The 24,302-nt window shown below is 71.0% G+C and carries 14 protein-coding genes; 9 read left to right on the forward strand and 5 right to left on the reverse strand.

What is annotated here, in order from left to right:
• Position 1: 1 nt before the first annotated feature.
• Together pbpC and ACX9TP_RS12810 are read right to left on the reverse strand one after the other, a co-directional pair.
• Positions 2-2,638, reverse strand: coding sequence for a penicillin-binding protein 1C (pbpC, locus tag ACX9TP_RS12805; RefSeq protein WP_482979998.1), 2,637 nt, complete (start codon positions 2,636-2,638; stop codon positions 2-4).
• Positions 2,635-8,373 (reverse strand): alpha-2-macroglobulin family protein, encoded by a 5,739-nt coding sequence (locus ACX9TP_RS12810; RefSeq protein WP_482979999.1) that lies wholly within the window; start codon positions 8,371-8,373, stop codon positions 2,635-2,637. The genes pbpC and ACX9TP_RS12810 overlap by 4 nt, the downstream gene beginning before the upstream one ends.
• A gap of 352 nt (positions 8,374-8,725) precedes the next feature.
• Between ACX9TP_RS12810 and ACX9TP_RS12815 the strand changes: the two genes are divergently transcribed.
• From ACX9TP_RS12815 to ACX9TP_RS12850, 8 genes are all read left to right on the forward strand, one after another.
• A complete protein-coding gene (locus ACX9TP_RS12815; RefSeq protein ID WP_482980000.1) occupies positions 8,726-9,838 on the forward strand; it encodes an ABC transporter substrate-binding protein in 1,113 nt (370 codons plus the stop codon).
• A gap of 21 nt (positions 9,839-9,859) precedes the next feature.
• Positions 9,860-10,885 carry an ABC transporter ATP-binding protein gene (locus ACX9TP_RS12820; protein WP_482980001.1) on the forward strand — a complete coding sequence of 342 codons (1,026 nt, stop codon included), beginning with the start codon at positions 9,860-9,862 and terminating at the stop codon, positions 10,883-10,885.
• 2 nt (positions 10,886-10,887) lie between these two features.
• The gene (locus ACX9TP_RS12825) at positions 10,888-11,847 is read left to right on the forward strand and encodes an ABC transporter permease (RefSeq protein WP_482980002.1); all 960 of its coding nucleotides are present in this window, start codon (positions 10,888-10,890) and stop codon (positions 11,845-11,847) included.
• Complete coding sequence (locus ACX9TP_RS12830) at positions 11,837-12,664, forward strand: ABC transporter permease (RefSeq protein WP_482980003.1); 828 nt, start codon at positions 11,837-11,839, stop codon at positions 12,662-12,664. Before ACX9TP_RS12825 ends, ACX9TP_RS12830 begins: the two co-directional genes overlap by 11 nt.
• 44 nt (positions 12,665-12,708) lie before the next feature.
• Positions 12,709-14,133 (forward strand): gamma-aminobutyraldehyde dehydrogenase, encoded by a 1,425-nt coding sequence (locus ACX9TP_RS12835; RefSeq protein ID WP_482980004.1) that lies wholly within the window; start codon positions 12,709-12,711, stop codon positions 14,131-14,133.
• Between the two features lie 17 nt (positions 14,134-14,150).
• Positions 14,151-15,419, forward strand: a complete 1,269-nt coding sequence (gene gabT, locus ACX9TP_RS12840; protein ID WP_482980005.1) for a 4-aminobutyrate--2-oxoglutarate transaminase — start codon at positions 14,151-14,153, stop codon at positions 15,417-15,419.
• Positions 15,420-15,608: 189 nt separating this feature from the next.
• On the forward strand, positions 15,609-16,280 hold the full coding sequence (locus ACX9TP_RS12845; protein ID WP_482980006.1) for a hypothetical protein: 672 nt from the start codon (positions 15,609-15,611) through the stop codon (positions 16,278-16,280).
• 97 nt (positions 16,281-16,377) lie between these two features.
• Positions 16,378-17,988 (forward strand): flavin monoamine oxidase family protein, encoded by a 1,611-nt coding sequence (locus tag ACX9TP_RS12850; RefSeq protein ID WP_482980007.1) that lies wholly within the window; start codon positions 16,378-16,380, stop codon positions 17,986-17,988.
• A gap of 55 nt (positions 17,989-18,043) precedes the next feature.
• Here the strand turns inward: ACX9TP_RS12850 and ACX9TP_RS12855 are convergent, their stop codons facing one another.
• A complete protein-coding gene (locus tag ACX9TP_RS12855; RefSeq protein ID WP_482980008.1) occupies positions 18,044-20,161 on the reverse strand; it encodes a S28 family serine protease in 2,118 nt (705 codons plus the stop codon).
• A 267-nt stretch (positions 20,162-20,428) separates the two neighbouring features.
• Positions 20,429-21,457 (reverse strand): kinetoplast-associated protein, encoded by a 1,029-nt coding sequence (locus ACX9TP_RS12860; RefSeq protein WP_482980009.1) that lies wholly within the window; start codon positions 21,455-21,457, stop codon positions 20,429-20,431.
• 380 nt (positions 21,458-21,837) lie between these two features.
• On the opposite strand from ACX9TP_RS12860, the gene asnS reads away from it, so the two are divergent.
• Positions 21,838-23,238, forward strand: coding sequence for an asparagine--tRNA ligase (asnS, locus tag ACX9TP_RS12865; protein ID WP_482980010.1), 1,401 nt, complete (start codon positions 21,838-21,840; stop codon positions 23,236-23,238).
• Here asnS and ACX9TP_RS12870 read toward each other — a convergent pair.
• A complete protein-coding gene (locus ACX9TP_RS12870) occupies positions 23,235-23,891 on the reverse strand; it encodes a transposase (RefSeq protein ID WP_482980011.1) in 657 nt (218 codons plus the stop codon). The genes asnS and ACX9TP_RS12870 overlap by 4 nt on opposite strands.
• Positions 23,892-24,302 lie beyond the last annotated feature (411 nt).

The following is a 24,302-nucleotide window of genomic DNA, read 5'->3' on the forward strand; positions in this document are numbered from 1 at the left end:
CTCACCGCACCTCGATTTCCACTGGCTCGCTTCTCAACCCCTGGGCGAGCACCTCCAGCCGGTGCCGGCCGGGCTGGAGGGCCCACGAGGCGTCATAGGGCCACGCCGCCCGGCCCACCGGCCGGCCGTCCACGAGCCACGTCACCCCCTCCAGCCGGGGCTCCACCTCCGCGCTCAGCCGCAGCGTCTGCGTCCGCCGCGCATAACCGGGCTCGATGAGGAACACCTCGCCCTGGCGCGGCCAGGTGATGACCACCGCTCCCGGGACGGGCCCCTTCTGGGGACACAGCGGGGAGTAGCGCGTGGGGGCGGCGGGCGCCGCCTCGCCGTGCGTGGCCTGCCAGGCGGCATACGCGGGCGGGAGGAAGGTGAAGACGCGCTTGACGACGTGCTCGGACGGGCACGTGTCCCCGGCGAGCAGGCCGTTGCGTGCGTCCAGGCGCACCTCGCGGTGCCAGGGGCAGGGCTGGCCCGGCGCACGCACCGCCGACAGGCGCACGCGCCGCCGCACGGGGCACAGGGGCGTGGGCACCTGGCCCGAGTGCGCGCACACCGTGCCCTCCACCAGGCCGTCCGGAATCGAGGCGCGAGCGGGCAGGGCGGAGGGCCCCGCGCGCTGCACCACGCGCTTCATCACCTTGTGGAAGAGGGGGCCGGCGCCCGTGGCCCCGGTCATCCCGTGCAGTGGGCGGTTGGAGAAGTCTCCCGTCCACACCGCGACGGTGAAGCGCGGCGTGTAGCCCACGGCCCAGTTGTCACGCCAGTTGGTGCTGGTGCCCGTCTTCACCGCGACGGGGAAGCCCAGCATCAGCGCGTTGCCCGCGCCGAAGGCACGCATGCGGAGGGACTCGTCGCCGAGCACGTCGGTGATTTGCCACGCCACCTCCTCGGAGAAGGAGCGACGCGGCGTGTCCCCCTCCCGGGGCGGGCCGGAGAAGGGCGTGGCTCGGCAGGTGAGGCCGCCGCGGGCGAACATCGCGTAGGCCTGGGCCAGCTCCAGCAGTGTCACCTCGCCATTGCCCAGGGTGAGGCCCAGGCCGTAGTGCGAGGCGGGCGCGTCCAGCGAGGTGAAGCCCACCTCGCGCAGCCGGGTGAGCAGGGGCTCCAGGCCCACGCGCCGGGCCACGCGGATGGCGGGCACGTTGAGGCTGCGGCCCAGCGCCTCGCCCATCAGCACCGGGCCGGAGTAGTCGCCCGAGTAGTTCTTCGGGACGAAGAGGTCGCCGTCCGCCTCGCCGTAGCGCGTCTCCACGTCCGCCACCACGGAGGCGGGCGTGTCGCCGTGCTCGAAGGCGAGCGCGTAGGTGAAGGGCTTGAGCGCGGAGCCCGGCTGACGCCGCGCCAGCGCGCCGTTCACCGCGCCCGAGGCCGCCGCGTCCCCGTAGCGGGCGGAGCCCACCATGGCCAGGAGGTGGCACGCCTCGTTGTCCAGCACCACCACCGCCGCGTTCGTCACGCCCCCCGCGGCGAGCGAGGCCACGTGGCCGCGCACCAGGGACTCCAGCTCCTGCTGGAGGTCTCCGTCCAGCGTGGTGCGCACCTCGCCCGGCGCGGGGTGCAGGGACACGACGTAGTCGGTGAAGTGGAGCGCCGTGTCCGGGCGGGCGGCGGGCGGCGCGTCCCGGCCGGCGAGGCGCAGGGGCTCGGCGAGGGCGCGCGCGTGCTCCTCGTCGGAGATGGCGCCGGTGGCCCGCATGCGCGCGAGCACCGTGCGCTGGCGGGCGCGGGCCCGCTCCAAGTCCTTCAGCGGGTTGAGGGTGGTGGGGGCCTGGGGAAGCCCGGCGAGCAGCGCCGCCTCCGCCAGGCTGAGGTGCAGGCCGGGCTTGCCGAAGTAGCGCTGGCTGGCGGCCTCCACGCCCACGGCGCCGGCGCCGTACGGCGCGCGGTTGAGGTACTGCTCCAGCACGGTGTGCTTGTCCACCGCGCGCTCCAGGCGCAGCGCGTCCACCATCTCCCCGAGCTTCCCCCGCAGCGTGCGCGGGTGCGGGTGGATGCGCCGGGAGAGCTGCATCGTCAGGGTGGAGGCCCCGGACACCACGCGCCGGTAGCGCACCGCCTGCGCCACCGCACGCGCCACGGAGAGCGCATCCACGCCCGCATGCTCATGGAAGCGCGCGTCCTCCACGGCGAGCGTCGCCTGCACCACCAGCGGGGAGAGGTCCTCCAGGGCGCGCCACCGCACGCGCTCTCCGTCCGCGTTCACCACCTCGCGCAGCAGCCGGCCCCGCGAGTCGTGGATGCGCAGGGAGTCCCCGCTGCGCACGTGGAGGTCTTCCACCGGGAAGGGACGGAGGACCACCGCCGCCCACAGGGCCACGGCGCTGGCGGAGGCGCCAAGGGCCAGGGCTCCCGCGAGCATCACGAAGAAGCGGCGGGCCCGGCCTCGCGGCTTCGTGTGGCGGACGGGCGTGCGAAGCCTGGCCGCGAGGGGAGGCCGTCCCGCGGCGTCGGAGGCCACCTCGGGCTTCGCAGTGGCTTCGGGCGTCGCTCCATCCGGGAACGAGGTGGGCCGCCCCGAGGCGTCGGTGGAGGCCGCGGTGTCGGAGGCCGCATCGGGCGTCGCCCCATCCGGGGACGGGGCGTGCCCTCCGGGCCCTGCCGCGTCCTCCCCGCAGGACTTGGAGGAGGGGCCGCTCATTGCACCGTGACCTCGTCGATGGCGGTGGTGCCCGTCACCTCGGGCGCGTACATCGCCTCGGCGCCGGCGGCGGGACGCAGGAAGGTGCCGGGCGTGGTGGCGCGGGCGAGGTAGCTGAACTCGTAGTCGCCCGCGTTCATGTCATCCACGTAGAAGGCCACGCGGTGGTCCCTCATCTCACTGTAGGACAGCGAGGCCAGTCCCCGCTGGAGCGCCGCGGTGAGCGGGCCCTGGGACACCTTCTCCGTGGTGGCGAGGCTCGTGTTCATCGGCTCCAGGCCGGCGGGCAGCTTGTCGTCGATGGCCACGTAGTTCTGGTGGCTGTCCGCCCGCACCTTCAGCCGCACGCGCACCAGCGAGCCCAGGGGAATGGCGCCGCTCAGCGGCTCGCCGGACACCGTCTCGTACGCGCGCTCCACCCGGAAGCCCTCCTCGCGCGGGGCGCGATTCTGCGCGTTCAGCTCCGCCTCGTACTGCGCGCGGACGCGGAGGATGGCGGGGCCCGGGCCCCGGTTGGTGAGCAGCACCCGGTGCGTGTGGGCCTGTCCCGCCTTCAGCCCCAGGTCCGCCTCCGACAGCCGCAGCCGGCGCACGCGCTGGCTGACCACCTCCAGGTCCCCGTCCTTCACCGGCCTGCCATCGAGGGTGAGCGACATGCGCGGCGCGGTTCCCGTCTGCGCCGACTGCGCCAGGCGGGCCACGCCCATGATGCCGAAGACGTTCTCCTGCGTGTTGCCCCACAGCCCGTACCGCTGCCGCTTGAGCAGGCCCGTCAGCAGCTTGCCCCCGAGCTGCGCGGAGGCCCCACCCGCGGAAGCGGAGGCCAGCAGCGCGGTGGCGTGCGTGCGCAGCGGAGAGTCCATGGACCAGCCCCCCTGCGGCTTCCCGTCGAACCAGGCCTCCTGCGTGGACTGGCTCGCCGCCTTCTCCACCTCCGCGAGGATGGGCTGGAGCAGCGACGTGTCCTGGCCCTTCATTTCACTCACCGCCACGGCGAGGAAGGACAGGCCGAAGGGCGTCAGCTTCGCCTTCTCGCGCCACAGCGTGGACACGTACGCGGGCTGCGGCCGGCCCAGGCGCCCCAGCGTCATCACGAAGAAGGCCCGCGTGTCCGCGTCCGCCATGCCGCCGTGGGGAATGGACTCGGTGATGTTGCCGTCGCGCAGCCGCGTCTCCAGGTAATCCCCCATCCGCGCGAGGGACTCGTCCGGCACGTCGTAGCCACGCTTCTTGCCCTCGATGAGCGCGGTGAGGCCGAAGGCCGTGGCGAAGGCGTGCGGCTCCGTGCCGCCGGGCCAGTAGGACAGCCCGCCCTCCGTCGTCTGGAAGGAGAGGATGCGTTTGATTCCGGCCTCGGAGAACTTCTGCAGGTCCGCCTCGTTCACCGTCACGCCCATCTCCGGCAACAGCTCCTTCAGCACCACCAGCGGGTAGGCCGTGCTGGTGGTCTGCTCGATGCAGCCGTTGGGATAGTCCATGAGGTATCCCACCGCGTCCTTCAGCTCACTGAGCGCGGTGCCGGACACCGTCACCTCCAGCTCCACGCTGCCGGGCTGCCGGTCCGCGGGCAGCGCCAGCTCCAGGCCCTGCTCGCCCGAGACTTGCGCGCTCGTCACCCGGACGCGGCGCGAGCCGGGGTTGCGCACGGGCAGCGTCACCTCCACCGAGTCCGTCTCCTCGCCCAGGCGCGCGGCGAAGCGCACCTTCGCGGCGCCTCGGCCGGCCACCTTCACCGGGAAGCCGAAGGCCGCGGACTCGCCCGGCTTCACCGTCCGGGCGGGCGGCGTGAGGTCCGCCCCCTGCTTCAGCTCCAGCCCGTCGAACGACGCGGTGACCTGCACCGGGCCCGCCTCCGCCTGGCCGTTGAAGGCGAGCACCTCCACGCGCAGCGCGTCGCCGGGATAGGCGAAGCGCGGGAGCACGGGCTGCAACATCAGCGGCTTCTTCACCACCAGCGCCCGCTCCCCGGAGCCGGCGCGGCCCGCCTCGTCCACCACCACCGCCATGATGCGGTAGCGGGTGAGGTTGTCCGGCAGCTTCACGCTCACGCTGGCCCGCCCGTCCGGCCCCACCGCGACGCGCGGGTTCCAGTACGCGGTGCTCTGGAAGAGGGTGCGCAGGTCGGCCGGGAAGTCTCCCAGCGCGAAGCCCTCGCCGCCGTCACCGCCCGGGAAGAGCACCTCGTGCCGCACCCGCCGGGAGTGCGGCAGCTCCAGCCGGCTCTCCGCGGTGCGCACGCCCAGCGCCTGCGCCGCGTAGAGCGCCGGCACCGGGTCCGGCGTCCGGTAGCCGGTGAGCCCCAGCACGGCCTCGTCCACCACCATCACCGTGGCCTGCCCCGCGGCGGGGTGTCCCGCGCCGTCCCGCACCGTGACGTCCACGCGCACCGTGCCGCCCGGACGTGCCACCGGCTTCTCCGGCGTGACGTCCACCGCGAGGCGCTGGTTTCGCGGCTCGACCTGGAGCTGCACGTAGCCCAGCTTGAAGGCGGGCGCGCCCGTCTCGAAGCCCGTGGCGTCCTTCTCCGCGTGGATGCGCCCGCGCAGCAGCACCACCGAGGCATACACGTTGGGCACGTGCGCGTCGGTGAGCGGAATCTCCAGCGTCGGCGTGTCGCCGTGGATTTCGAAGAGGCGGTGCTCCAGCACCCCGCCGCGCTCCACGGTGAGCAGCCCGCGCGCCTGGGCGAAGGGCGTCTGCACCACCAGCCGCGCCGTGTCGCCCGGCAGGTAGCGCGGCTTGTCCGCCACCACCTGGATGCGGTCCTGGTCGAAGCGGGGCCAGGCCACCTGGGTGTCTCCCGTCGCCGACACGCGGAAGCCCGTCTGCACCACCCGCTGCGCCGTGTCCTGCGCCCAGGCCCGCAGCTGGTACGCGCCCGCCTCGGGGACGGTGAGCCGGCACGTGACGGCCGTCTTCTCCGTGGTGACGAGGCACTGGCCCGCCTCCACCTTCTCCTCGCGGTTGACGAGCTGCGCGTGGGTTCCGCTCAGCCGCGCATAGGTGTGGGTGTCCACGCGCTCCAACTGCGCGCGCACCCGCACGCCCTCCTGCACCACGCCGTCCGGCCGCACGGCGATGACGGGCACCTCCAGCACCTCGCCGGCGCGCACCACGGCGCGCGCGGGGGGCAGCACGCCCACGTAGAAGGCGGCGGGGTGCACCACGCGCGACAGCCGCCCGGCATAGGCCTGGCGGTCCACGTCGGTGACGCTCGCCTCCACGGTGTAGCGCTGGGGGCCGGCATGGGACGGGTGGTCCGCCTTGAAGCGGACGTGGGCGCGGCCCTGGCCGTCCAGGCGCTCGTCCGCGCTGGAGAGGAGCCCCGCGCCCCCCGAGCCGTCCTCCGGCAGCCCGAAGGCGTACTGCGTGAAGCCGGCGGGCGCGAAGGGCTCGCGGGCCCGCCACACCTGGTAGCGCACCTCGCGGCCGGACAGCTCGCCGCCGTGCAGGTAGCGCGCCTCCACCACCGCCTCCACGTCCGTGCCCGGGGGCCACTCCTTCTGCGCGCTGGACACCTTCACCTCGAAGGTGGGCACGCGGTACTCCTCTACGCGGAAGGTATGCGCCACCGCGCGTTCTCCATGCGTGAGGCGCAGCGAGTACTCGCCCACCGCCGCCCCCGCCTTCAGCTTCAGGTCGACGTCCGCCGTGCCGAAGGCGTCCAGCGTCAGCTGCGTGTCCAGCACGCCCTGGCCGCGCGGGTCCTGCACCTGCACCTGCACCGCGCGCTTGCCCCGAGGCAGCCGCCCCGCGTCCTTCACCAGCGCCTTGATGTGGACCGTCTCCTCCGGCCGGTACACGCCCCGGTCGGTGAAGACGAGCGAGGGCAGCCGCTCGGCACCCTTCACCTCGCCGGGCAGGGCGAATTGCCACGCCGAGGACAGCCGCTCCTCGCTCACCTCCGCCACCAGCCGGTCATCGTCCTTGCGCGCGGAGAGGAAGAAGCGCCCCTCCAGGCTGCTGGCGGAGGTGAGGCCCGGCGCGCGCAGCAGCGCCACCCCGTCCGGGCCCGTCTCCGCGGAGGCGAGGCGCGCGCCCGCCGCGTCCAGCAGCGCCACCTGGCCCTGTGCCACGGGCGTCGCGTCGGTCAGGCGGGTGAGCCACACGAGGACGCCGCCGCCGTACAGCTTCGCGGTGAGGCCCAGGTCGGAGAGCTGCACCAGCACCGCGTCCTGGACTGCGTCCTCGACCGCCTCGCTGCCCCGGCCCTTCCCGCTGAGCTCCACGCAGTACAGGCTGGCCTTGCTGCCCTCGAGCGACACCTCCAGCGGCTCGAGCGTGTTGAGCACCTTCGGCCGGGGCGCGCCGAACGTCTTCGCCGGGCCCAGCGGCTCGCCGTAGCCCGCGCAGTGGGTCTGCCGCTCGTGGGACGAGGCGCGCACGAACGCGTCCGGTGCGTTGATGCGGTACACGTTCGCCTGGAGGGCTCCCACGTTGCGCGCCTGGAAGGGCAGGCGCGCGCTGGTGCGCTCCAGCGTCAATTGCTGCGTCGGAAGCTGGAGCTGGGGCGGCAGGTCCTGAGCGCGGAACGTCCACTTCAGGCCGCCCTCCAGCGGGTTGCCCAGCACGTCCACCAGCCCGCGGGTGATTGACGCGCGATACTGCTGGCCGGGGGACAGCGTCATCGTCAGCGCCGCGCCGCGGCCCCAGCCGGACACGTCCAGGGACTCGGGTGCGGGCTTCACGGACACGTGCGCCCTCAGCGCCTCCGCGTCCACGGGGTTGTTGAAGCTCAGCTCCCATCGGGCGGTGTGCGGCACGCGCTGCGGGTCGGGCGCGTCGTAGGCGAGGTAGGGCCCCTCCACCACCGTCAGGCTGCGGTTGACGGTGAGCGGCAGGGCGACGGCGGCGGGCTCTTTCGAGTCCTCCTCGCCGTAGCCAGGCATGACGACGCGCAGCGTGCTCCCATGCTCCGGCAGTCGAGGGAGTCGCAGCACGAGCACGTGCTTCGGGTCCACCGTCACGCTGGTGGGGCCCTCGCCGTCGGCCAGCGCGGACACCTTCACGGGCACGGCCTTGCCGTCGCCGTCCTCGGCCTGGATGCGCCGGCCCAGCGCCTTGACGGAGACGGGCTGGTCGTAGAGCGCGAGCAGCGGCCCGTTGCCCACCTGGTCCGTGAAGTCATTGAGGAAGGCGATGAAGCGCGGCCGGCCCGGGATGACGGGCCACGCGGCCACCTTTCCCGCCGCCTGGAAGAAGGGCACCTGGAAGGTGTCCTCCCACGCCGAGGCGAGCACCGGCCCCGCGTCCGCGACGGGCACGGCCCGGTCCACGCGCACCGTCACCGTGTGGCCCCAGCCCAGCGCTCCGGGCGCGGGCGTGAAGACGTGCTCCGTGGGCGAGCGCCACGCCCAGGTGCCCTTCTGCGGCGGCGTCAGGTGGACGGACACCGACTTCGCCTCCACGGGCGCGCCGAAGGTGAGCACCAGCTCACAGCCGGCCTTCTCGCAGGCGCTTCGTTGGATGGAGAGCCCCTCCACGCCCTCTCCGGTGGCGGCCTCGGCGGTGTCCCGGGGTGGGTCGGGCGGTGGGAGCGGCGGAGGCTCCACGGGGGGAGGCAGGCTGACCGATGGCTCCGTGCGGGCGCCCTCGGGGGCGCTGACCACCGGAGCTCCACCGGGGCCCGTCTCGGGCGAGGCGGGGGCGGGTTCGGCGCCGCGCTGACACGCGGCGACGAGCAGGGCGGTGACGAGCACCCACCCGATGAGCGGGAATCGGCAGGGAGAAGACATGAAGGGCTCCGTGGGGGAGACAGCGGGCGGCGAGGACCTTGCCGGCTGCCGCAGAGCAACCGCCGTACCAGTGGGAAAACGCGGCCACGGGGTGGCCCCGGCACCCGAAACGGGCGCTCGTGCGTCCTGCCGGCCACGCTGGCCGTGTCACCTGGACCGCGTGCAGGCTGCCGGCAGGGCGTTCCGGGCGGGGACGCCGGAAGTCACACCGTGGACGAACGACCCGCTGCGTTGCTGGAATGGCAGCGCGCCCCTTTGCCGCTCCGGGGCGCTCCTCTAGAGTCGACCCGCAGCACCATCACCAACGGGGAGGGAAATCCGCATGCTGAAGCACTTCGCAGTGGGTGCAGTGATGGTCTTGGCGACCCAGACGCTGGCGGCGCCTCCGCAGAAGCTCGGCAAGCCCGAGGGGCAGCTCAACATCATCGCGTGGCCCGGTTACATCGAGCGCGGTGCGACGGACAAGAAGTACGACTGGGTGACGAAGTTCGAGAAGGACACCGGGTGCAAGGTCAACGTCAAGACGGCCGCCACCTCGGACGAGATGGTCTCCCTGATGAACCAGGGGGGCTATGACCTCGTCACCGCCTCCGGTGACGCGAGCCTGCGACTGGTGCACGGCAAGAAGGTGCAGGAAATCAACACCGCGCTGATTCCCTCGTGGAACACCGTGGACTCGCGGCTGAAGGACGCGCCCTGGCACACGGTGGAGGGCAAGCACTACGGCGTGCCCTACCAGTGGGGCCCCAACGTGCTGATGTACAACACCTCTGTCTTCAAGACGCCGCCCACGTCGTGGGCCGTGGTGTTCGAGGAGCAGAAGCTGCCGGACGGCAAGTCCAACAAGGGGCGCGTGCAGGCGTACGACGGCCCCATCTACGTCGCGGACGCCGCGCTGTACCTGATGAAGAAGCAGCCGGAATTGGGCATCAAGGACCCGTTCGAGCTCAATGACAAGCAGTACGCCGCCGCGGTGGCGCTGCTGCGGAACCAGAAGGCGCTGGCGCACCGCTACTGGCACGACACCACGGTGCAGATGAGCGACTTCAAGAACGAGGGCGTCGTCGCCTCCAGCGCCTGGGGCTACCAGGTCAACGCGCTCAAGGGCGAGAAGCAGCCCATCGACTCGGTGATTCCGCGGGAGGGCTCCACCGGCTGGGCGGACACCACCATGCTGCACGCCAACGCGAAGAACCCGGTGTGCGCGTACAAGTGGATGGAGCACTCGCTCAACAAGGACCTGCAGGCCTCGCTCGCCGAGTGGTTCGGCTCCAACCCGGTGGTGCCCGAGGCGTGCAAGACGAAGGCGCCGGGCGGCACGGACTTCTGCAAGACGAACGGCTTCGAGCGCTTCTCGCAGGTGCACTTCTGGAAGACGCCGGTGGCCAAGTGCGCCAGCCAGGGCACCTGCGTGCCCTACAGCCGCTGGACGCAGGACTACATCGCCATCATGGGCGGCCGGTAGTCGAGGGGCGAGGGACACGCCATGAGCAGCACCGCCGTCGAGCTTCGCAATGTCTGTCGTCACTACGGTGGAGTCCGCGCCGTGGATGGCGTGTCCCTGTCCATCCAGGACGGTGAGTTCTTCTCCATGTTGGGCCCCTCCGGCTCGGGGAAGACCACCTGCCTGCGCCTCATCGCCGGCTTCGAGCAGCCCACCTCGGGCAGCATCCTCCTGCACGGCCAGGAGGCCGCCGGCCTTCCGCCCTACGAGCGCGACGTCAACACCGTCTTCCAGGACTACGCGCTGTTCCCGCACATGAGCGTGCTGGACAACGTGGCCTACGGGCGGATGGTGAAGGGCGTGGCGAAGGCGGTGCGCCACCGCGAGGCGGAAGAAGCGCTGGACCTGGTGGCGCTCGGCGGCTTCGGCGCGCGCCGGCCGGGACAGCTCTCCGGAGGCCAGCGCCAGCGCGTGGCGCTGGCGCGCGCCCTCATCAACAAGCCTCGCGTGCTGCTGCTGGACGAGCCGCTGGGCGCGCTGGACCTCAAGCTGCGCGAGCAGATGCAGGCGGAATTGAAGTCGCTCCAGCGCCGGTTGGGCATCACCTTCGTCTACGTCACCCACGACCAGGGCGAGGCCCTGTCCATGTCGGACCGGGTGGCCGTCTTCAACCAGGGGCGGATTGAGCAGGTGGAGACGCCGCGCAACCTCTACGCGCGGCCGCGCACCGTCTTCGTCGCGGGCTTCGTGGGCACGGCCAACGTGGTGACGGGCGAGCTGGCGCGCCGGCTCACCGGCAGCGAGCAGCCCTTCTCCGTGCGCCCCGAGCACGTGCGCTTCACCCAGGCGGCGGAAGGCCACCGGGTGAGCGTGGAGGGCCGGCTGGTGGAGGTGCAGTACCACGGCGCCACCAGCCGCTATGAGGTGCAGGTGGAGGGCCACCAGGTGCTCACGCTCAGCCTGCTCAACGGCGAGGCGGACGAGGCGGCCCTGCCGCGCCGGGGTGACACGGTGCGCGTGGCCTGGGCCCGCGAGGCGATGGTGCGGCTGGAGCCGGGGGGAGGATAGGGATGGGCACCTCGTCTCCCATGGCCCTGCCCGCGCCCGACCGGCCCCGCAACCGGCTGTCGCGGCTGGTGGCCAACGTGCTCTACCGCCACGGCACGCTGTACCTGCTGCTGCTGCTGACGCCGCCGCTGCTCTGGTTCGGCGTGGTGTACCTGGGCTCGCTGCTGTCGCTGCTGGTGCAGAGCTTCTACACCTTCGACGACTTCACCATGGGCGTGACGCCCGACTTCACGTGGGCCAACTACGCCGCGCTGCTGGACGCGGCCAACCACGACATCGTCCTGCGCACGCTGGGCATGGCGGCCGCGGTGACGGTGGCCTCCGCGCTGCTGGGCTTCCCCGTGGCCTACTACATGGCCCGCTACGCCACCGGCTGGCGCAAGGGCTTCTTCTACATCGCCGTCATGCTCCCCATGTGGGCCAGCTACATCGTCAAGGCCTACTCGTGGACGGTGCTCCTCTCCAGGGGCGGCATCGTCTACTGGCTGGTGGAGCGGCTGCACCTGATGCCCGCGCTGGAGTGGGCGCTGGCGCTGCCGGGCGTGGGCGGCTCGTCGCTGTCCACGTCGAACCTGGGCCGCTTCCTCGTCTTCACCTACGTGTGGCTGCCGTTCATGATTCTGCCCATCCAGGCGGCGATTGAGCGCGTGCCGGGCAACCTGCTCCAGGCGGCGGCGGACCTGGGGGCTCGGCCCGCGCAGTCGTTCCGCACGGTGCTCCTGCCGCTGGCCTTCCCGGGCGTGGTGGCGGGCTCCATCTTCACCTTCTCGCTCACGCTGGGGGACTACATCATTCCCCAGCTGGTGGGCCCGCCCGGCCTCTTCATCGGCAACATGGTCTACACGATGCAGGGCTCCATCGGGAACATGCCCATGGCGGCGTCCTTCACGGTGGTGCCCATCGTCATCGTCGGGCTGTACCTCGCGGTGGCCCGCCGGCTGGGAGCCTTCGATGCGCTCTGAGGCGCGCGGGGATGACGGCCCCAGGGCCCCGGTGTGGCTGCGCGTGCTGGCCTATGGGGGCCTCGTGTTCCTGCACTTCCCCATCCTCATGGTGGCGCTCTACGCCTTCAACACCGAGGAGAGCGCGTTCAGCTTCCCGCTGAAGGGCCTCACCCTGCGCTGGTTCCAGGCCGCCGCCGAGCGCGAGGACGTGCTGGCCGCCATCGCCCTGTCCCTGCGCGTGGCGCTGGCGTCCACGGCGGTGGCGCTGGTGCTGGGCACGCTGCTGGCGGGGGCGCTCTACCGCCGCCGCTTCTTCGGCAAGGAGGCCATCAACCTGATGGTCATCCTGCCGATTGCGCTCCCCGGCATCATCACCGGCATCGCCCTGCTGTCCGCCTTCCGTCTGGCCGACGTGTCCCCCAACTTCTGGACCATCGCCGTGGGCCACGCCACGTTCTGCGTGGTCATGGTCTACAACAACGTGGTGGCCCGGCTGCGGCGCATGCCGCACAGCCTGCTGGAGGCCTCCGCGGACCTGGGCGCCGACGGCTTCCAGACGTTCCGCCACGTGGCGCTGCCGCAGATGGCCACCTCGCTGTTGGCCGGCGGCATCCTCGCCTTCGCCCTCAGCTTCGACGAGCTCATCGTCACCACCTTCACCGCCGGGCAGGAGAAGACGCTGCCCATCTGGCTGTTGGACCAGCTGGGCCGGCCGCGCGACGTGCCGGTGACGAACGTGGTGGCGCTGTGGGTGATGCTCATCACCGCCGTCCCCATCCTCGTGGCCTGGCGCCTGACGCGCGGCACGGAGGACGTGGCCGGCAGCAGCAAGTGACGTGAATCGGGGCGGCCACGAAGACCGCGCCCAGGGAGGACCGCATGGACGGCAAGCTGTTGATTGGTGGCGAGCTGGTGGCAGGCGAGGGCCCGGCGGAGGACGTCCTCAACCCGGCGACGGGCGAGGTGCTGGCCCGCGTCCCCGAGGCGTCCCTCCCGCAAATCCAGGCGGCGGTGCGCGCGGCGGAGCAGGCCTTCCCCGCCTGGTCCCGCACGCCGCCGAAGGACCGCGCCGCGGTGCTGCTGAAGCTGGCGGATGCCATCGAGGCGCAGGGCGCGGAGCTGGCCCGGCTGGAGTCGCTCAACTGCGGCAAGCCCTACGCGCTGGCGCTGGCGGACGAGATTCCCGCGGTGGCGGACGTGTTCCGCTTCTTCGCGGGCGCGGTGCGCACCATGCAGGGCGCGGTGGCCGGCGAGTACGCCGCCGGCTACACGAGCATGATTCGCCGCGACGCGCTGGGGGTGGTGGCCTCCATCGCCCCGTGGAACTACCCGCTGATGATGGCGGCGTGGAAGCTGGGCCCCGCGCTGGCCGCGGGCAACACCGTGGTGCTCAAGCCGTCCGAGCAGACGCCGCTGACCACGCTGAAGCTGGCGACGCTCATGGCCGGCCTCTTCCCGCCCGGTGTCGTCAACGTCGTGACGGGGCGCGGCGAGTCCGTGGGCGCGCCGCTCATCCGCCAGCCCCAGGTGCGCATGGTGTCGCTGACGGGTGACGTGGCCACCGGCCAGAAGGTGCTGGAGGCGGCGTCCCAGGGCGTCAAGCGCACGCACCTGGAGCTGGGCGGCAAGGCGCCCGTCATCGTCTTCGACGACGTGGACCTGGAGTCGGTGGTGTCCGGCATCCGCACCTTCGGCTTCTACAACGCGGGGCAGGACTGCACGGCGGCGTGCCGCATCTACGCGGGCCGGAAGGTCTACGACAGGCTGGTGGCGGACCTGTCCAGCGCCGTGGCGTCCCTCAAGGTGGGCGAGCAGGAGGCGCCGGGCGTGGAGATGGGCCCCCTCATCACCGAGAAGCAGCGCCAGCGCGTGGCGGGCTTCGTGGAGCGCGCCGCGGACCTGAAGCACGTGGAAGTCACCGTGGGCGGCAAGGCGCGCGGGACGAAGGGCTTCTTCTTCGAGCCCACCGTGGTGGCCGGCGCCCGCCAGGAGGACGAAATCGTCCGGCGCGAGGTGTTCGGCCCGGTGGTGTCGGTGACGCGCTTCGAGGACGAGGAGCAGGCGATTGCGTGGGCCAATGACTCGGACTACGGCCTCGCGTCGTCGGTGTGGACGAAGGACCTCTCCAAGGCGATGCGCGTGGCGTCGCAGCTCCAGTACGGCTGCACGTGGGTGAACTCGCACTTCATGCTGGTGAGCGAGATGCCCCACGGCGGGGTGAAGCGCTCCGGCTACGGCAAGGATTTGTCCATGTATGCCCTGGAGGACTACACCGCCGTCCGCCACGTCATGGTGAAGTTCTGAGCCGGGAGGGAATGGACATGAAGGACAACGCCAACCTGTTGCGCCGCAAGGACGCCGCCACCCCGCGAGGCGTGGGCGTCATGGCCCCCTTCTTCGTGGCCCGCGCGGAGAACAGCGAGCTGTGGGACGTGGAGGGCCGCCGGTACATCGACTTCGCCGGCGGCATCGCCGTGCTCAACACCGGCCACCGCCACCCGCGCGTGGTGGAGGCGGTGCGCGCGCAGCTCGACTCCTTCACCCACACCGCCTATCAAATCGTTCCCTACGAGAGCTACGTCGCGCTCGCCGAGCGGCTGAACCAGCTCGTGCCCGGCGCGCACCCGAAGAAGACGACGTTCTTCTCCACGGGCGCGGAGGCGGTGGAGAACGCGGTGAAGATTGCCCGCGCCGCCACGGGCCGCAGCGGCGTCATCGCCTTCACCGGCGCCTTCCACGGGCGGACGATGATGGGCATGGCGCTCACCGGCAAGGTGGTGCCCTACAAGACGGGCTTCGGCCCCTTCCCGGGTGAAGTCTTCCACGTGCCCTTCCCCATGCCGCTGCACGGGGTGGCCGTGGAGGACTCGCTGAAGGCACTGCAGTATCTCTTCAAGGCCGACATCGAGCCGAAGCGCGTGGCCGCCATCATCATCGAGCCCGTGCAGGGCGAGGGTGGCTTCTACGTGGCGCCGCCGGAGCTGATGCGCGCGCTGCGCAAGGTGTGCGACGAGCACGGCATCCTCCTCATCGCCGACGAAATCCAGACGGGCTTCGGCCGCACCGGCCGCTGGTTCGCGATGAACCACCACGACGTGGCGCCCGACTTGATGACGCTGGCGAAGTCGCTGGCTGGAGGTTTCCCGCTGTCCGCGGTGACGGGGCGGGCGGACGTCATGGACGCGCCGGCACCGGGAGCGCTGGGCGGCACCTACGCCGGCAGCCCCATGGCCATCGCCGCCGCGCACGCGGTGCTGGACGTCATGCAGGAGGAGAAGCTGGTGGAGCGGGGTGATGCCCTCGGCGCGCGGCTTCGCGAGCGGCTCGTGTCGCTCAAGGCCCGCCAGCCGCGGATGGCCGAGGTGCGCGGCCTGGGCGCCATGCTCGCGGTGGAGTTCTGCCAGCCGGGAGGCAACACCCCGGACCCGGACTTCACACAGCAGGTGCGCGCGCGGGCGCTGGAGCGCGGGCTCATGCTCCTCACCTGCGGCGTCCACGCCAACGTCATCCGCTTCCTCTTCCCGCTCACGATTCCGGACGCCGTCTTCGCCGAGGCCCTCGGCATCCTCGACGGTGCACTGACGGCCTGAGGCTCTGGGGCTCGGCGGTGCGCCCGGTGGACGGGCGGACCGCCGGCACACCGGCCGGCGCGTCACGGACTGCGGCGGCGGACTCTCTCGCGAGGGAAAGGCCCGGGGCGCCCCCCAGGGCCTGACCGCCGCGGGCGTCCGTCCCCCGCCCCGTGGGTGTGCTCAGGGGGACCTCTTCAGGGAGGTCTCATGTCCAAGTTCGTTCAAGGCATCATCACCTTCGTCTTCTGTCTCGTGTTCCCTTCCGTCGTGATGCTGGTCATCAGCCAGCTGGACGTGACGAAGGGGGGCATCCCGCCACTGATTGCCCTCGCCATCGGCGGAGGCTTCGGCCTGCTGTATGGCCTGGAGGCGGCCATCCTGAACATCTACGACTTGGAGTCGCCGCTCGGGTGGTTCGAGATGATTGTCGACCTGACCTGGAGCCTGCCCAACACGATGTTCGGCTTCGTGGTCGGCAACATCATCTACATCTTCTTCGGCACACCCTCGCGAACCGACTCCGAGGGGCAGGCGTGGATCAGCTTCTCCCCGAGGGGCTCGAGTGGCTTCGGCAGCAATGTGCTCCAGACGCTGGGGACGGTGAACCTCGGCGGCGCGGGCCAGCATGAGCGGCAGCACCTGTTGCAGGCGCGCATCCTCGGGCCCTTCTACATGCCCTTCGTCGTGGCCTCGTACATCGTCACCGGCACCATCCAGGTTGTCTGGACGCTGCTGTTCGGCTGGTGGCTGGCCCTGGCGGGGGTGCGGAACAAGGCGTGGTTCGAGCCGCCGGCCGTGTCGGCGGTGGGCGGCTTCTTCGGGTGGATCTACTTCGCCACCCCGCTCGAGCTGCTGGGGTACGGCCTGGGGAACCCTTGAATGCCAGCTTGGGATTCAAGACATACTTCAAAAGTGCATCTGTGGTTTATTCGAGGAATATGAGAAATAGGGGCCTCCACTCTTCCTGGAGGCCCCTGTGGCTCGTTCCCCCCTGTTCGAGCTGTTCCGTCAGACCACCCGTGTCGCGCTGGCCTCCGAGCAGCGGGGCGCTCCCAGTCGTGAGGCGACGCAGTGGATGCGGATGGACCGCCGCCAGGTGCTCAAGGGCCTGACGGCGGTGGGCGTGGGGCTGGCGGGGGCCCGGGCCGAAGCGCAGACCGCGAAGCCGCCGCCCCCCTCGCTGCGCGTGGGCATCGTCGGCGCGGGCCTGGCGGGACTGGCGTGCGCGTACGACTTGAAGCGCGCGGGCATCCTCGCCACCGTGCACGAGGCGAATGACAGGCCGGGCGGGCGCGTCTTCTCGCTGGGAGGGACCTTCAGCGGGCCGGTGAGCTTCCCCGGGCAGGTGGTGGAGCGCGGCGCCGAGTTCATCGACACCGGGCACAAGACGATGCTGGCCTACGCGCAGGAGTTCAACCTCGCGAAGGAGGACGTCACGAAGGGCCCCGGCGAGGTCTTCTATTACTTCGGCGGCCAGCGCCACCCCGAGTCCGCCGTCGTGGACGAGTACCGCGCCTTTGTCGCCGCCATGCGCCCGGACCTCCAGGCGCTCTCGGGTGCGCCGACGGCGGACGTGCACACGCCCGTGGACCGGCAATACGACTTGATGGACCTGGTCACCTACCTGGAGACGCGCGGCGCGGGCCCGGTGGTGAAGGCGGCCATCATCGCCGCGTACGAGAGCGAGTACGGGCTGGCGGCGCACCAGCAGAGCTGCCTCAACTTCCTCTTCTTCATCCGCGCCAACCGGCGCTCGCGCTTCGAGCCCTTCGGCGTCAGCGACGAGCGCTACCACCTGGTGGGCGGCAACCAGCAGGTGCCGCGCGAGCTGGCGGCGCGGCTGCCCGGGCAGCTTCGCTACGGTGAGCGGCTGGAAGCGGCGCGCAAGACGGCGGCCGGCGCGGTGGAGCTGACCTTCCAGCGCGGGAGCACGGCCGTCACCGCCACGTACGACGCGGTGGTGTTCGCGGTGCCCTTCACCGTGCTGCGCGGCGTCTCGCTGAGCACGTCGCTGGCGCTGCCGGCGTGGAAGACGCTGGCGATTCAGCAGCTCGGCTACGGCACCAACGCGAAGATGATGGTGGGCTTCCAGGGGCCCGCCTGGAGCGGGCAGGGCTGCGACGGCGCGACGTACTCGGACCTGGCGGACCACCAGTGCACGTGGGAGACGAACCCGGGCCGGGCGACGGCGCAGGACGCGGTCATTACGGACTACTCCAGCGGCGCGCGCGGGGCCTCGCTGGACCCGAACAACGTGCCGCGCGAGGCGGAGCGCTTCGTGGCGGCGCTGGACCGGGTGGTTCCGGGCACGGCCGCGTCGGTGAAGCGCGGCGCGGGCGGCCGCATCCTCGCGCACCTGGAGCACTGGCCGAGCAACCCCAACACGAAGGGCAGCTACACCGCCTACAAGCCCGGCCAGTTCACCAGCATCTGCGGCAACGAGGGCAAGCCCGTGGGCAACCTCTACTTCGCCGGCGAGCACGCCAACTCGTTCTACTGGTGGCAGGGCTTCATGGAGGGCGCCGCGCTGTCCGGCAAGGACGCCGCGGCCGCCATCCTCCAGGCCGTGAAGGTGGGCCAGCTCTAGCGGCCCGGGCCGTCCCGGAAGCCCCGGGACGGCCCTCACCTGCATCAGGCTCCGCTCAGGGGAGCTCGTCCACGCGCAGCCGCGGCGGCAGGCGTGGCCCGTAGAGGGGCGGCTCCTCCTCGAGCGTCACCGGCGGGGCGTACTTCAGGGTGGACAGCCCCATCCAGCGGTTGAGGGTGGCCCTCGCGGCCTGCTGCTGGTCCGACGGGAGCTGGACGATGCGCGCCCCGTGGTTGCCGCCGGGGACGAGGTAGAAGTACGAGTCCTGCGCGTTGCCCAGCGAGTAGGCCGCGGCCGTCCACGGGTCCAGGCCGCCGTAGATGAACATCAGGCGCTGGCCGTGGAAGGACACCCAGTCCTGGATGTCCACCATGGCCTGGGGCCGGTGGACGAAGGGGATGCCGGGCGGCGAGTACACGTCGCCGGTGTCCGTGCCGGGGTAGTGGATGAGCGAGCCGAGGTGCGCCTCGTAGGGCTGGGGCCAGCCCAGCTCCAGCGCCGCCTGGTAGTAGTAGGCCCAGTAGCCGCTGATGCCCTGGTCGGAGAAGCTGCTCAGGCCGACCTCGCTGTCCATCGTCGCCAGCAGCGCCTCGTCCGAGGCGGTGGTTCCGGCGATGTTCTGGCTGCAGCGCGACGGGGCGTCGTACTGCCAGAAGGCGAAGTAGGTCTCGATGACGGCGTGCTCCAGCGCCCGCTCGAAGCCGAGGTGCGTGTAGGTCAGGCCCGTGTCCTGGGCATAGGCCTGCAGCAGGGCGAGCATCCGCTCCCGGCGCGAGAGCACCTCGCGCTGGAAGGCCCAGATCCGCTCACGGCAGACCACCTGGGCATCCCCACCGACTCCGGCCTGGAAGGCCGGGAAGCGCTCGTCGTCGCGGCGGGCAATGGGCGCCACGTACGCCACGGTGGCGTCCACGTCGTCCGGGTAGAAGCGGCGGAAGAACACCACCGTCTCGCCGCCCTTGCTGCCGCCGGTGGAGACCCACTTGCCGGTGTAGATGGGCTTGAGCGCCTGGACGATGCGGTGGAAGTCATCCGCGGACTGGCGGATGGTGAGCTGGCTCCAGTCCGCGGGTTCCGGGATGCTGGGCGGGAAGAAGCGGTGCTCCACCGAGACCTGGTTGGCGCCGAGCAGCTGCGTGGGCTCCGAGCGGCCGGGAGACTGGGAGACGTAGTAGCCGCCCGTCGAGAGCACCATGGGCCTCGTGGCCGAGGTGTGCAGCAGCGTCAGACGCTGCTCGAAGCGCTGGCACTCCGGGTGGGCGTGGTCCGCGGGCTGGTTGTACCGCATGATGAAGAAGCGGTAGCCCGAGGGGAGATTGTTGCCGTTGGGGTTCTCCTGGACGGTGAGTCCGGGGATGGCGCGCAGGCGGACGAGGATGTCCACCGTCGGGTCGGCGACCACGTCCGGGTTGCCCGGGCCCGGGTCATAGCCGCTGGGGATGCAGGCCACGCCGCCGTCGGTGCCGGCGTCCGTGTTGCCCGTGCCTGCGTCCGTGTCGCCGGTGCCAGCGTCGAGGTCGGTGCCGGCGTCCGTGTCGCCAGGGCCCGCGTCGATGTCGCCGGTGCCACTGTCCACGTCACCCGTGCCACTGTCGACCGGGCCGGAGCCTGCGTCCGTGTCGCCCGTGCCGCTGTCGACCGGGCCGGAGCCTGCGTCCGTGTCGCCCGTACCGCTGTCGACCGGGCCGGAGCCCGCGTCCGTGTCACCCGTACCGCTGTCGACCGGGCCGGAGCCCGCGTCCGTATCACCCGTGCCGCTGTCGACCGGGCCGGAGCCCGCGTCCGTATCACCCGTGCCGCTGTCGACCGGGCCGGAGCCTGCGTCCGTGTTGCCGGTGCCGCTGTCGACCGAGCCGGAGCCCGCGTCCGTATTACCCGTGCCGCTGTCGACCGGGCCGGAGCCTGCGTCATCCGTGCCCGCGTCGTCCGCGCCCGTGCCTGCGTCGTCCGTCCCCGTGCCCGAGTCCGTCTCTCCCGTGCCGCTGTCCGTACCCCCGGTGCCCGAGTCCGTCGTGCCGGCGTCGTTGTCGCCGGGACGCGTGCCGGAGTCCGTCACCTGCGTCCCGCTGTCCGGCGTGTTGTTCGATGGGTCGTCGCCGCAGGCCACCGGCGAGAGCAATGCGAGGATGGGTACGAGCAACAACAGACGCGAACGGCGTTCAGCGCGAGCCATGAAGTCTCCGGATGAGCCGCGCATCCTATGTCACAACCCGGACATCCCGTGACGCGCCGCTCGCGCAGTCGCCCCGCGCCTGCCGACGCGAGCGACGAGCAGACCTCCACCTTCCACGGGTGAAACCCAGGGCCCTCCGAGTGCGTCATCGGATTGCCTCAGTCACCCGGGTGGAGCATCCGCCACGTGCAAGCACGGCGCCCCGCGTTCTCCTCCCACGTGGGAGGAGAGCGCGGGGTCCGGTGCACCCAGGACGGCTGTCCGTGACTACTTGCCCTTGTTGTACTCGCGGCTCTGGATGACGCCCTGCACCTCGGCCAGCGCGCGGGCGCCGGAGGCGGACTCGAGGGCCTTCTCGGCAATCGCCTGCACCTGGCGCTTCGCCTCGTTCAGCTCCGCCTGGAGCGTCTGGATGGCCTGCGCCTGCTTCGCGGTGGTGTCCTTCAGCGAGGCAATCTCCATGCTGGCCACGCGCTGCGCCGTCTCCGCGTCCTTCGTGGCGAGCGTCAGCTTCAGCTCCCACTCCGACTTCACGCGGTTGCCCACGATCGCGGACGCCGTGTCCGTCTCCTTCTTCAGCACCAGCGGGAACTCGGACACCTGCTTGCGCAGGGTCTCCAGCTCGTTCTCGCGCAGCTTCAGGGCCTCCTCACGCGTGGCCCACTCCTTCTCCAGCTTCTCCTTGCGGTCGCGCTCGGTGGCGGCCTGCTGGCGCAGCCCCTCGGCGAAGGCGTCCTGCTCCTTCTTGCGCAGCTGCTGGGTGTCGTAGGAATACGCCTCCTCGGCGCGCTTGCGGGCCAGCTCCGCGGCCTCGCGCTCGGTGGCCAGCTCCGCGGCGGCCTTCGCGCGGGTGTCCTCGATGTCCTTCTGGAGGCGCTCCATCTCCGCCTCGAGCTCCGCCTTCTTCTTGTCGTACTCGGCCACCAGCACGTCGATGGCGCTCGCGGCCACGTCCTTGCCGTGCAGGCCGTTGAGCTCCTCCGTCTTGAGCTGGATGGCCTCGTCGAGCTGCTTCAGCTCCTCCACCAGCGAGATGACCTGCTCGTTGATGCCGGCCAGCGTCTTGTTGATGGTGAGGCCCGCCTCGGTCACCTTCTTCACGGCCGTCTCGGCGGTGAGGCCGGAAACGTCGGCGAGGACATTCTTGGCGTGGGTGTCGCGCGCCTCCTGCTCCTTGGAAACGACGACGGGCTTGTTGCGGGCCTTGCGGGCGAGGTCGTCGAAGGCGGCCTTGGTGGCCTCGGCGGAGCGGTTGCGGGCGACGACGTTGCGCTTGGACTTGGTGCGAGTGGTCATGTGACTCTCCAGGTATGGCAAGGCCAGGGCAGGCCCAGGGGGCCCGCGAATGGCGTGGAAGTTCTGCGGGAAGTGCGAGGCCCCTTTCTGGCGGCCATGGGAAGAAGATACCCGTGGGGTCTGACATGCTCGGTGGCCGTCCAGGCACCCGCCAGGGCCCCTGGAAGCCCCCGGGAGGGCCTCCGGGTGGGGTGGGGAAGGGGGGAGTCCAGGGCCCCCCGGTTTCCGGCCCGTGGTGAGGCCCCTGGCGCCGCCGGTTCCAGGCCGGGGGACAGCCTGCCGGACGGGGTTTCCGGGCGCTTCGGGTCCTCTCCGCCCTTGTCCTCTGGCCCGGCCCACGGCTAACTCGCCTCCCTGAATCGGCTCAAGGGAGAGCGTCAATGCAGGTCGTCAGTGTGAAGAAGGTCCTCGCGGGCGCGGTGGAGGAGGGGGCGAAGGTCGAGGTCCGCGGCTGGGTGCGCACCCGGCGCGACTCGAAGGCGGGCATCAGCTTCGTCAACGTCAGCGACGGTTCCACCTTCGACCCCATCCAGGTCGTCGCCCCGGCCACGCTATCCAATTACGAGAAGGAGATCCTCCACCTCACCGCGGGCTGCTCCGTCGTCGCCCGGGGCACGCTGGTGAAGTCCCAGGGCAAGGGGCAGGCCTTCGAGGTGCAGGCCGACGAGGTCCAGGTGCTGGGCTTCGTGGACGACCCGGACACCTACCCCATCCAGCCCAAGCAGCACACGCTGGAGTTCCTGCGCGACGTGGCCCACCTGCGCGTGCGCACCAACACCTTCGGCGCGATTACGCGCGTGCGCCACAAGGCGGCCCAGGCCGTCCACCGCTTCTTCGACGAAGAGGGCTTCTTCTGGGTCAACACGCCCATCATCACCGCCAGCGACGCGGAGGGCGCCGGGCAGATGTTCCGCGTCTCCACGCTGGACGCAGTGAATCCGCCCCGCACGCCGGAAGGCAAGATTGACTGGCACAAGGACTTCTTCGGCAAGGAGGCGTACCTCACCGTCTCCGGCCAGCTCAACGTGGAGGCCTACGCCATGGCGATGTCGAAGGTCTACACCTTCGGCCCCACCTTCCGCGCGGAGAACTCCAACACCACGCGCCACCTGGCCGAGTTCTGGATGATCGAGCCGGAGATCGCCTTCGCGGACCTCAACGAGGACGCGAACCTGGCGGAGCGCTTCCTCAAGTCCGTCTTCAAGTCCGTGCTCACCGAGTGTGCGCCGGACTTCAAGTTCTTCGAGGAGCGCGTGCAGAAGGGCGTCATCGAGCGCATGGAGAAGTTCATCAACTCCAGCTTCGAGCGCATCGACTACACCGAGGCCATCGAAATCCTGAAGAAGGCCAAGAAGAAGTTCGAGTACACGCCCGAGTGGGGCAAGGACTTGCAGACGGAGCACGAGCGCTACCTCACCGAGGAGCACGTGGGCCGGCCGGTGGTGGTGATGAACTACCCGGAAGCCATCAAGGCCTTCTACATGCGCATCAACGAGGACGGGAAGACGGTGGCCGCGATGGACGTGCTCGCCCCCGGCATCGGCGAAATCATCGGCGGTAGCCAGCGCGAGGAGCGGCTGGACGTGCTCGACGCGCGCATGAAGAAGTTCGGCCTGCAGCCCGAGCACTACCAGTGGTACCGCGACCTGCGCCGCTACGGCTCGGTGCCGCACGCGGGCTTCGGGCTCGGGTTCGAGCGGCTCATCGTCTACATGTGCGGCCTGCAGAACATCCGCGACGCCATTCCCTACCCGCGCGTGCCGGGCTGGGCGCAGTTCTAAGTAGGTCGCCAGAAGTTCTCTAACAAATCGCGCAGCCAGAAGCCCTCGGCGAGGCAACCTGCCTTGCGGAGGGCGTCCTGGGGCGAGAGGCCCAGCACCCACTGGATGGCGGCGTCGACGTGCTGCTCCACCGTCGGGTACTGCCGGTTGGCCGACACGCGCTGCTTGAGCGGACGCCAAAGGTGGTCCATGCAGTTGAGGTCCGAGCGCTGCTTGGGCAGCAGCACGAGGTGGATACCAAGACGAGCGGCGAGCCGCTGAGACTTCTGGGCGGTGTGACAGCTGGCTCTGTCGAGCACCTGCAGCAGGGGGCGACCGGGATAGGCAGCGCGCAGTGCACGCAGGAAGACCATGAAGTCCTCCTGTCTGCCGCGCCGGGTCGCCATGACGACACGCCTGCCGGTACGCGGATTGATGGCGCCCCACAGAGTGCGCTTGGCATTTTCGCCGGTAATCTTCACCAGCGGCTGCTCGCCCATCGGAGCCCACACCGCGCGCAGCGGCGGAAACCAGCGCAGCACGGTGCTGTCCGTGACGAGCAGCACCGCGCGGGGCCACTGGCGCTTGAGCCGCTTCAGACGGCGAACAAGACCCCCTTTTTCTGCCCCGGGTGAGGCGCCGCTGTCGCGTACACGTACCGCGGCCGCTTCCACGCCAGGCCTGCCGCATGCAACCGTCGGCGCAGCGTGCGGGGCGACACCTCGAACCCTTGCGCTGGAGGTGAGTGCATAGCAACGGCACCGTCCAACCATGGCTCGCCCAGCCTGCCTTCTCTGGACTGGCGCGTACTACCCTGCGCAGACGCTTGGAGGACAGACGCGGGGCTGCTCTGGGCCGACCTGAGCGCGGGGCATCCACCAGTGCTGAGGGAGTGCGCCCTTTCAGGTAGCGCTCCAACCAGAAGTAGACAGCTGGCCGACTCAAGGCCGCCAAGTGCGGCAGCTTCGCCAGGGCTTTTGCCCTCGGCGATGAGCTTGATGGCCAGAAGGCGACGGAAGTGGCGGGCATCGCGTGCCTGCCGCAGCGCCCGCTCCAGCTTCCGCCTGTCGTATGCTGTCAGCCCC

Source organism: Pyxidicoccus sp. M15 (genome assembly GCF_056858435.1).

What these genes read in the sequence shown, in the direction of transcription:
- ACX9TP_RS12810 (WP_482979999.1), bottom strand. Translation starts at nt 8,373, where the DNA reads ATGTCTTCTCCCTGCCGATTCCCGCTCATCGGGTGGGTGCTCGTCACC.
- ACX9TP_RS12835 (WP_482980004.1), top strand. Translation starts at nt 12,709, where the DNA reads ATGGACGGCAAGCTGTTGATTGGTGGCGAGCTGGTGGCAGGCGAGGGC.
- asnS (WP_482980010.1), top strand. Translation starts at nt 21,838, where the DNA reads ATGCAGGTCGTCAGTGTGAAGAAGGTCCTCGCGGGCGCGGTGGAGGAG.
- ACX9TP_RS12830 (WP_482980003.1), top strand. Translation starts at nt 11,837, where the DNA reads ATGCGCTCTGAGGCGCGCGGGGATGACGGCCCCAGGGCCCCGGTGTGG.
- ACX9TP_RS12855 (WP_482980008.1), bottom strand. Translation starts at nt 20,161, where the DNA reads ATGGCTCGCGCTGAACGCCGTTCGCGTCTGTTGTTGCTCGTACCCATC.
- ACX9TP_RS12845 (WP_482980006.1), top strand. Translation starts at nt 15,609, where the DNA reads ATGTCCAAGTTCGTTCAAGGCATCATCACCTTCGTCTTCTGTCTCGTG.
- gabT (WP_482980005.1), top strand. Translation starts at nt 14,151, where the DNA reads ATGAAGGACAACGCCAACCTGTTGCGCCGCAAGGACGCCGCCACCCCG.
- ACX9TP_RS12825 (WP_482980002.1), top strand. Translation starts at nt 10,888, where the DNA reads ATGGGCACCTCGTCTCCCATGGCCCTGCCCGCGCCCGACCGGCCCCGC.
- ACX9TP_RS12860 (WP_482980009.1), bottom strand. Translation starts at nt 21,457, where the DNA reads ATGACCACTCGCACCAAGTCCAAGCGCAACGTCGTCGCCCGCAACCGC.
- pbpC (WP_482979998.1), bottom strand. Translation starts at nt 2,638, where the DNA reads ATGAGCGGCCCCTCCTCCAAGTCCTGCGGGGAGGACGCGGCAGGGCCC.
- ACX9TP_RS12820 (WP_482980001.1), top strand. Translation starts at nt 9,860, where the DNA reads ATGAGCAGCACCGCCGTCGAGCTTCGCAATGTCTGTCGTCACTACGGT.
- ACX9TP_RS12815 (WP_482980000.1), top strand. Translation starts at nt 8,726, where the DNA reads ATGGTCTTGGCGACCCAGACGCTGGCGGCGCCTCCGCAGAAGCTCGGC.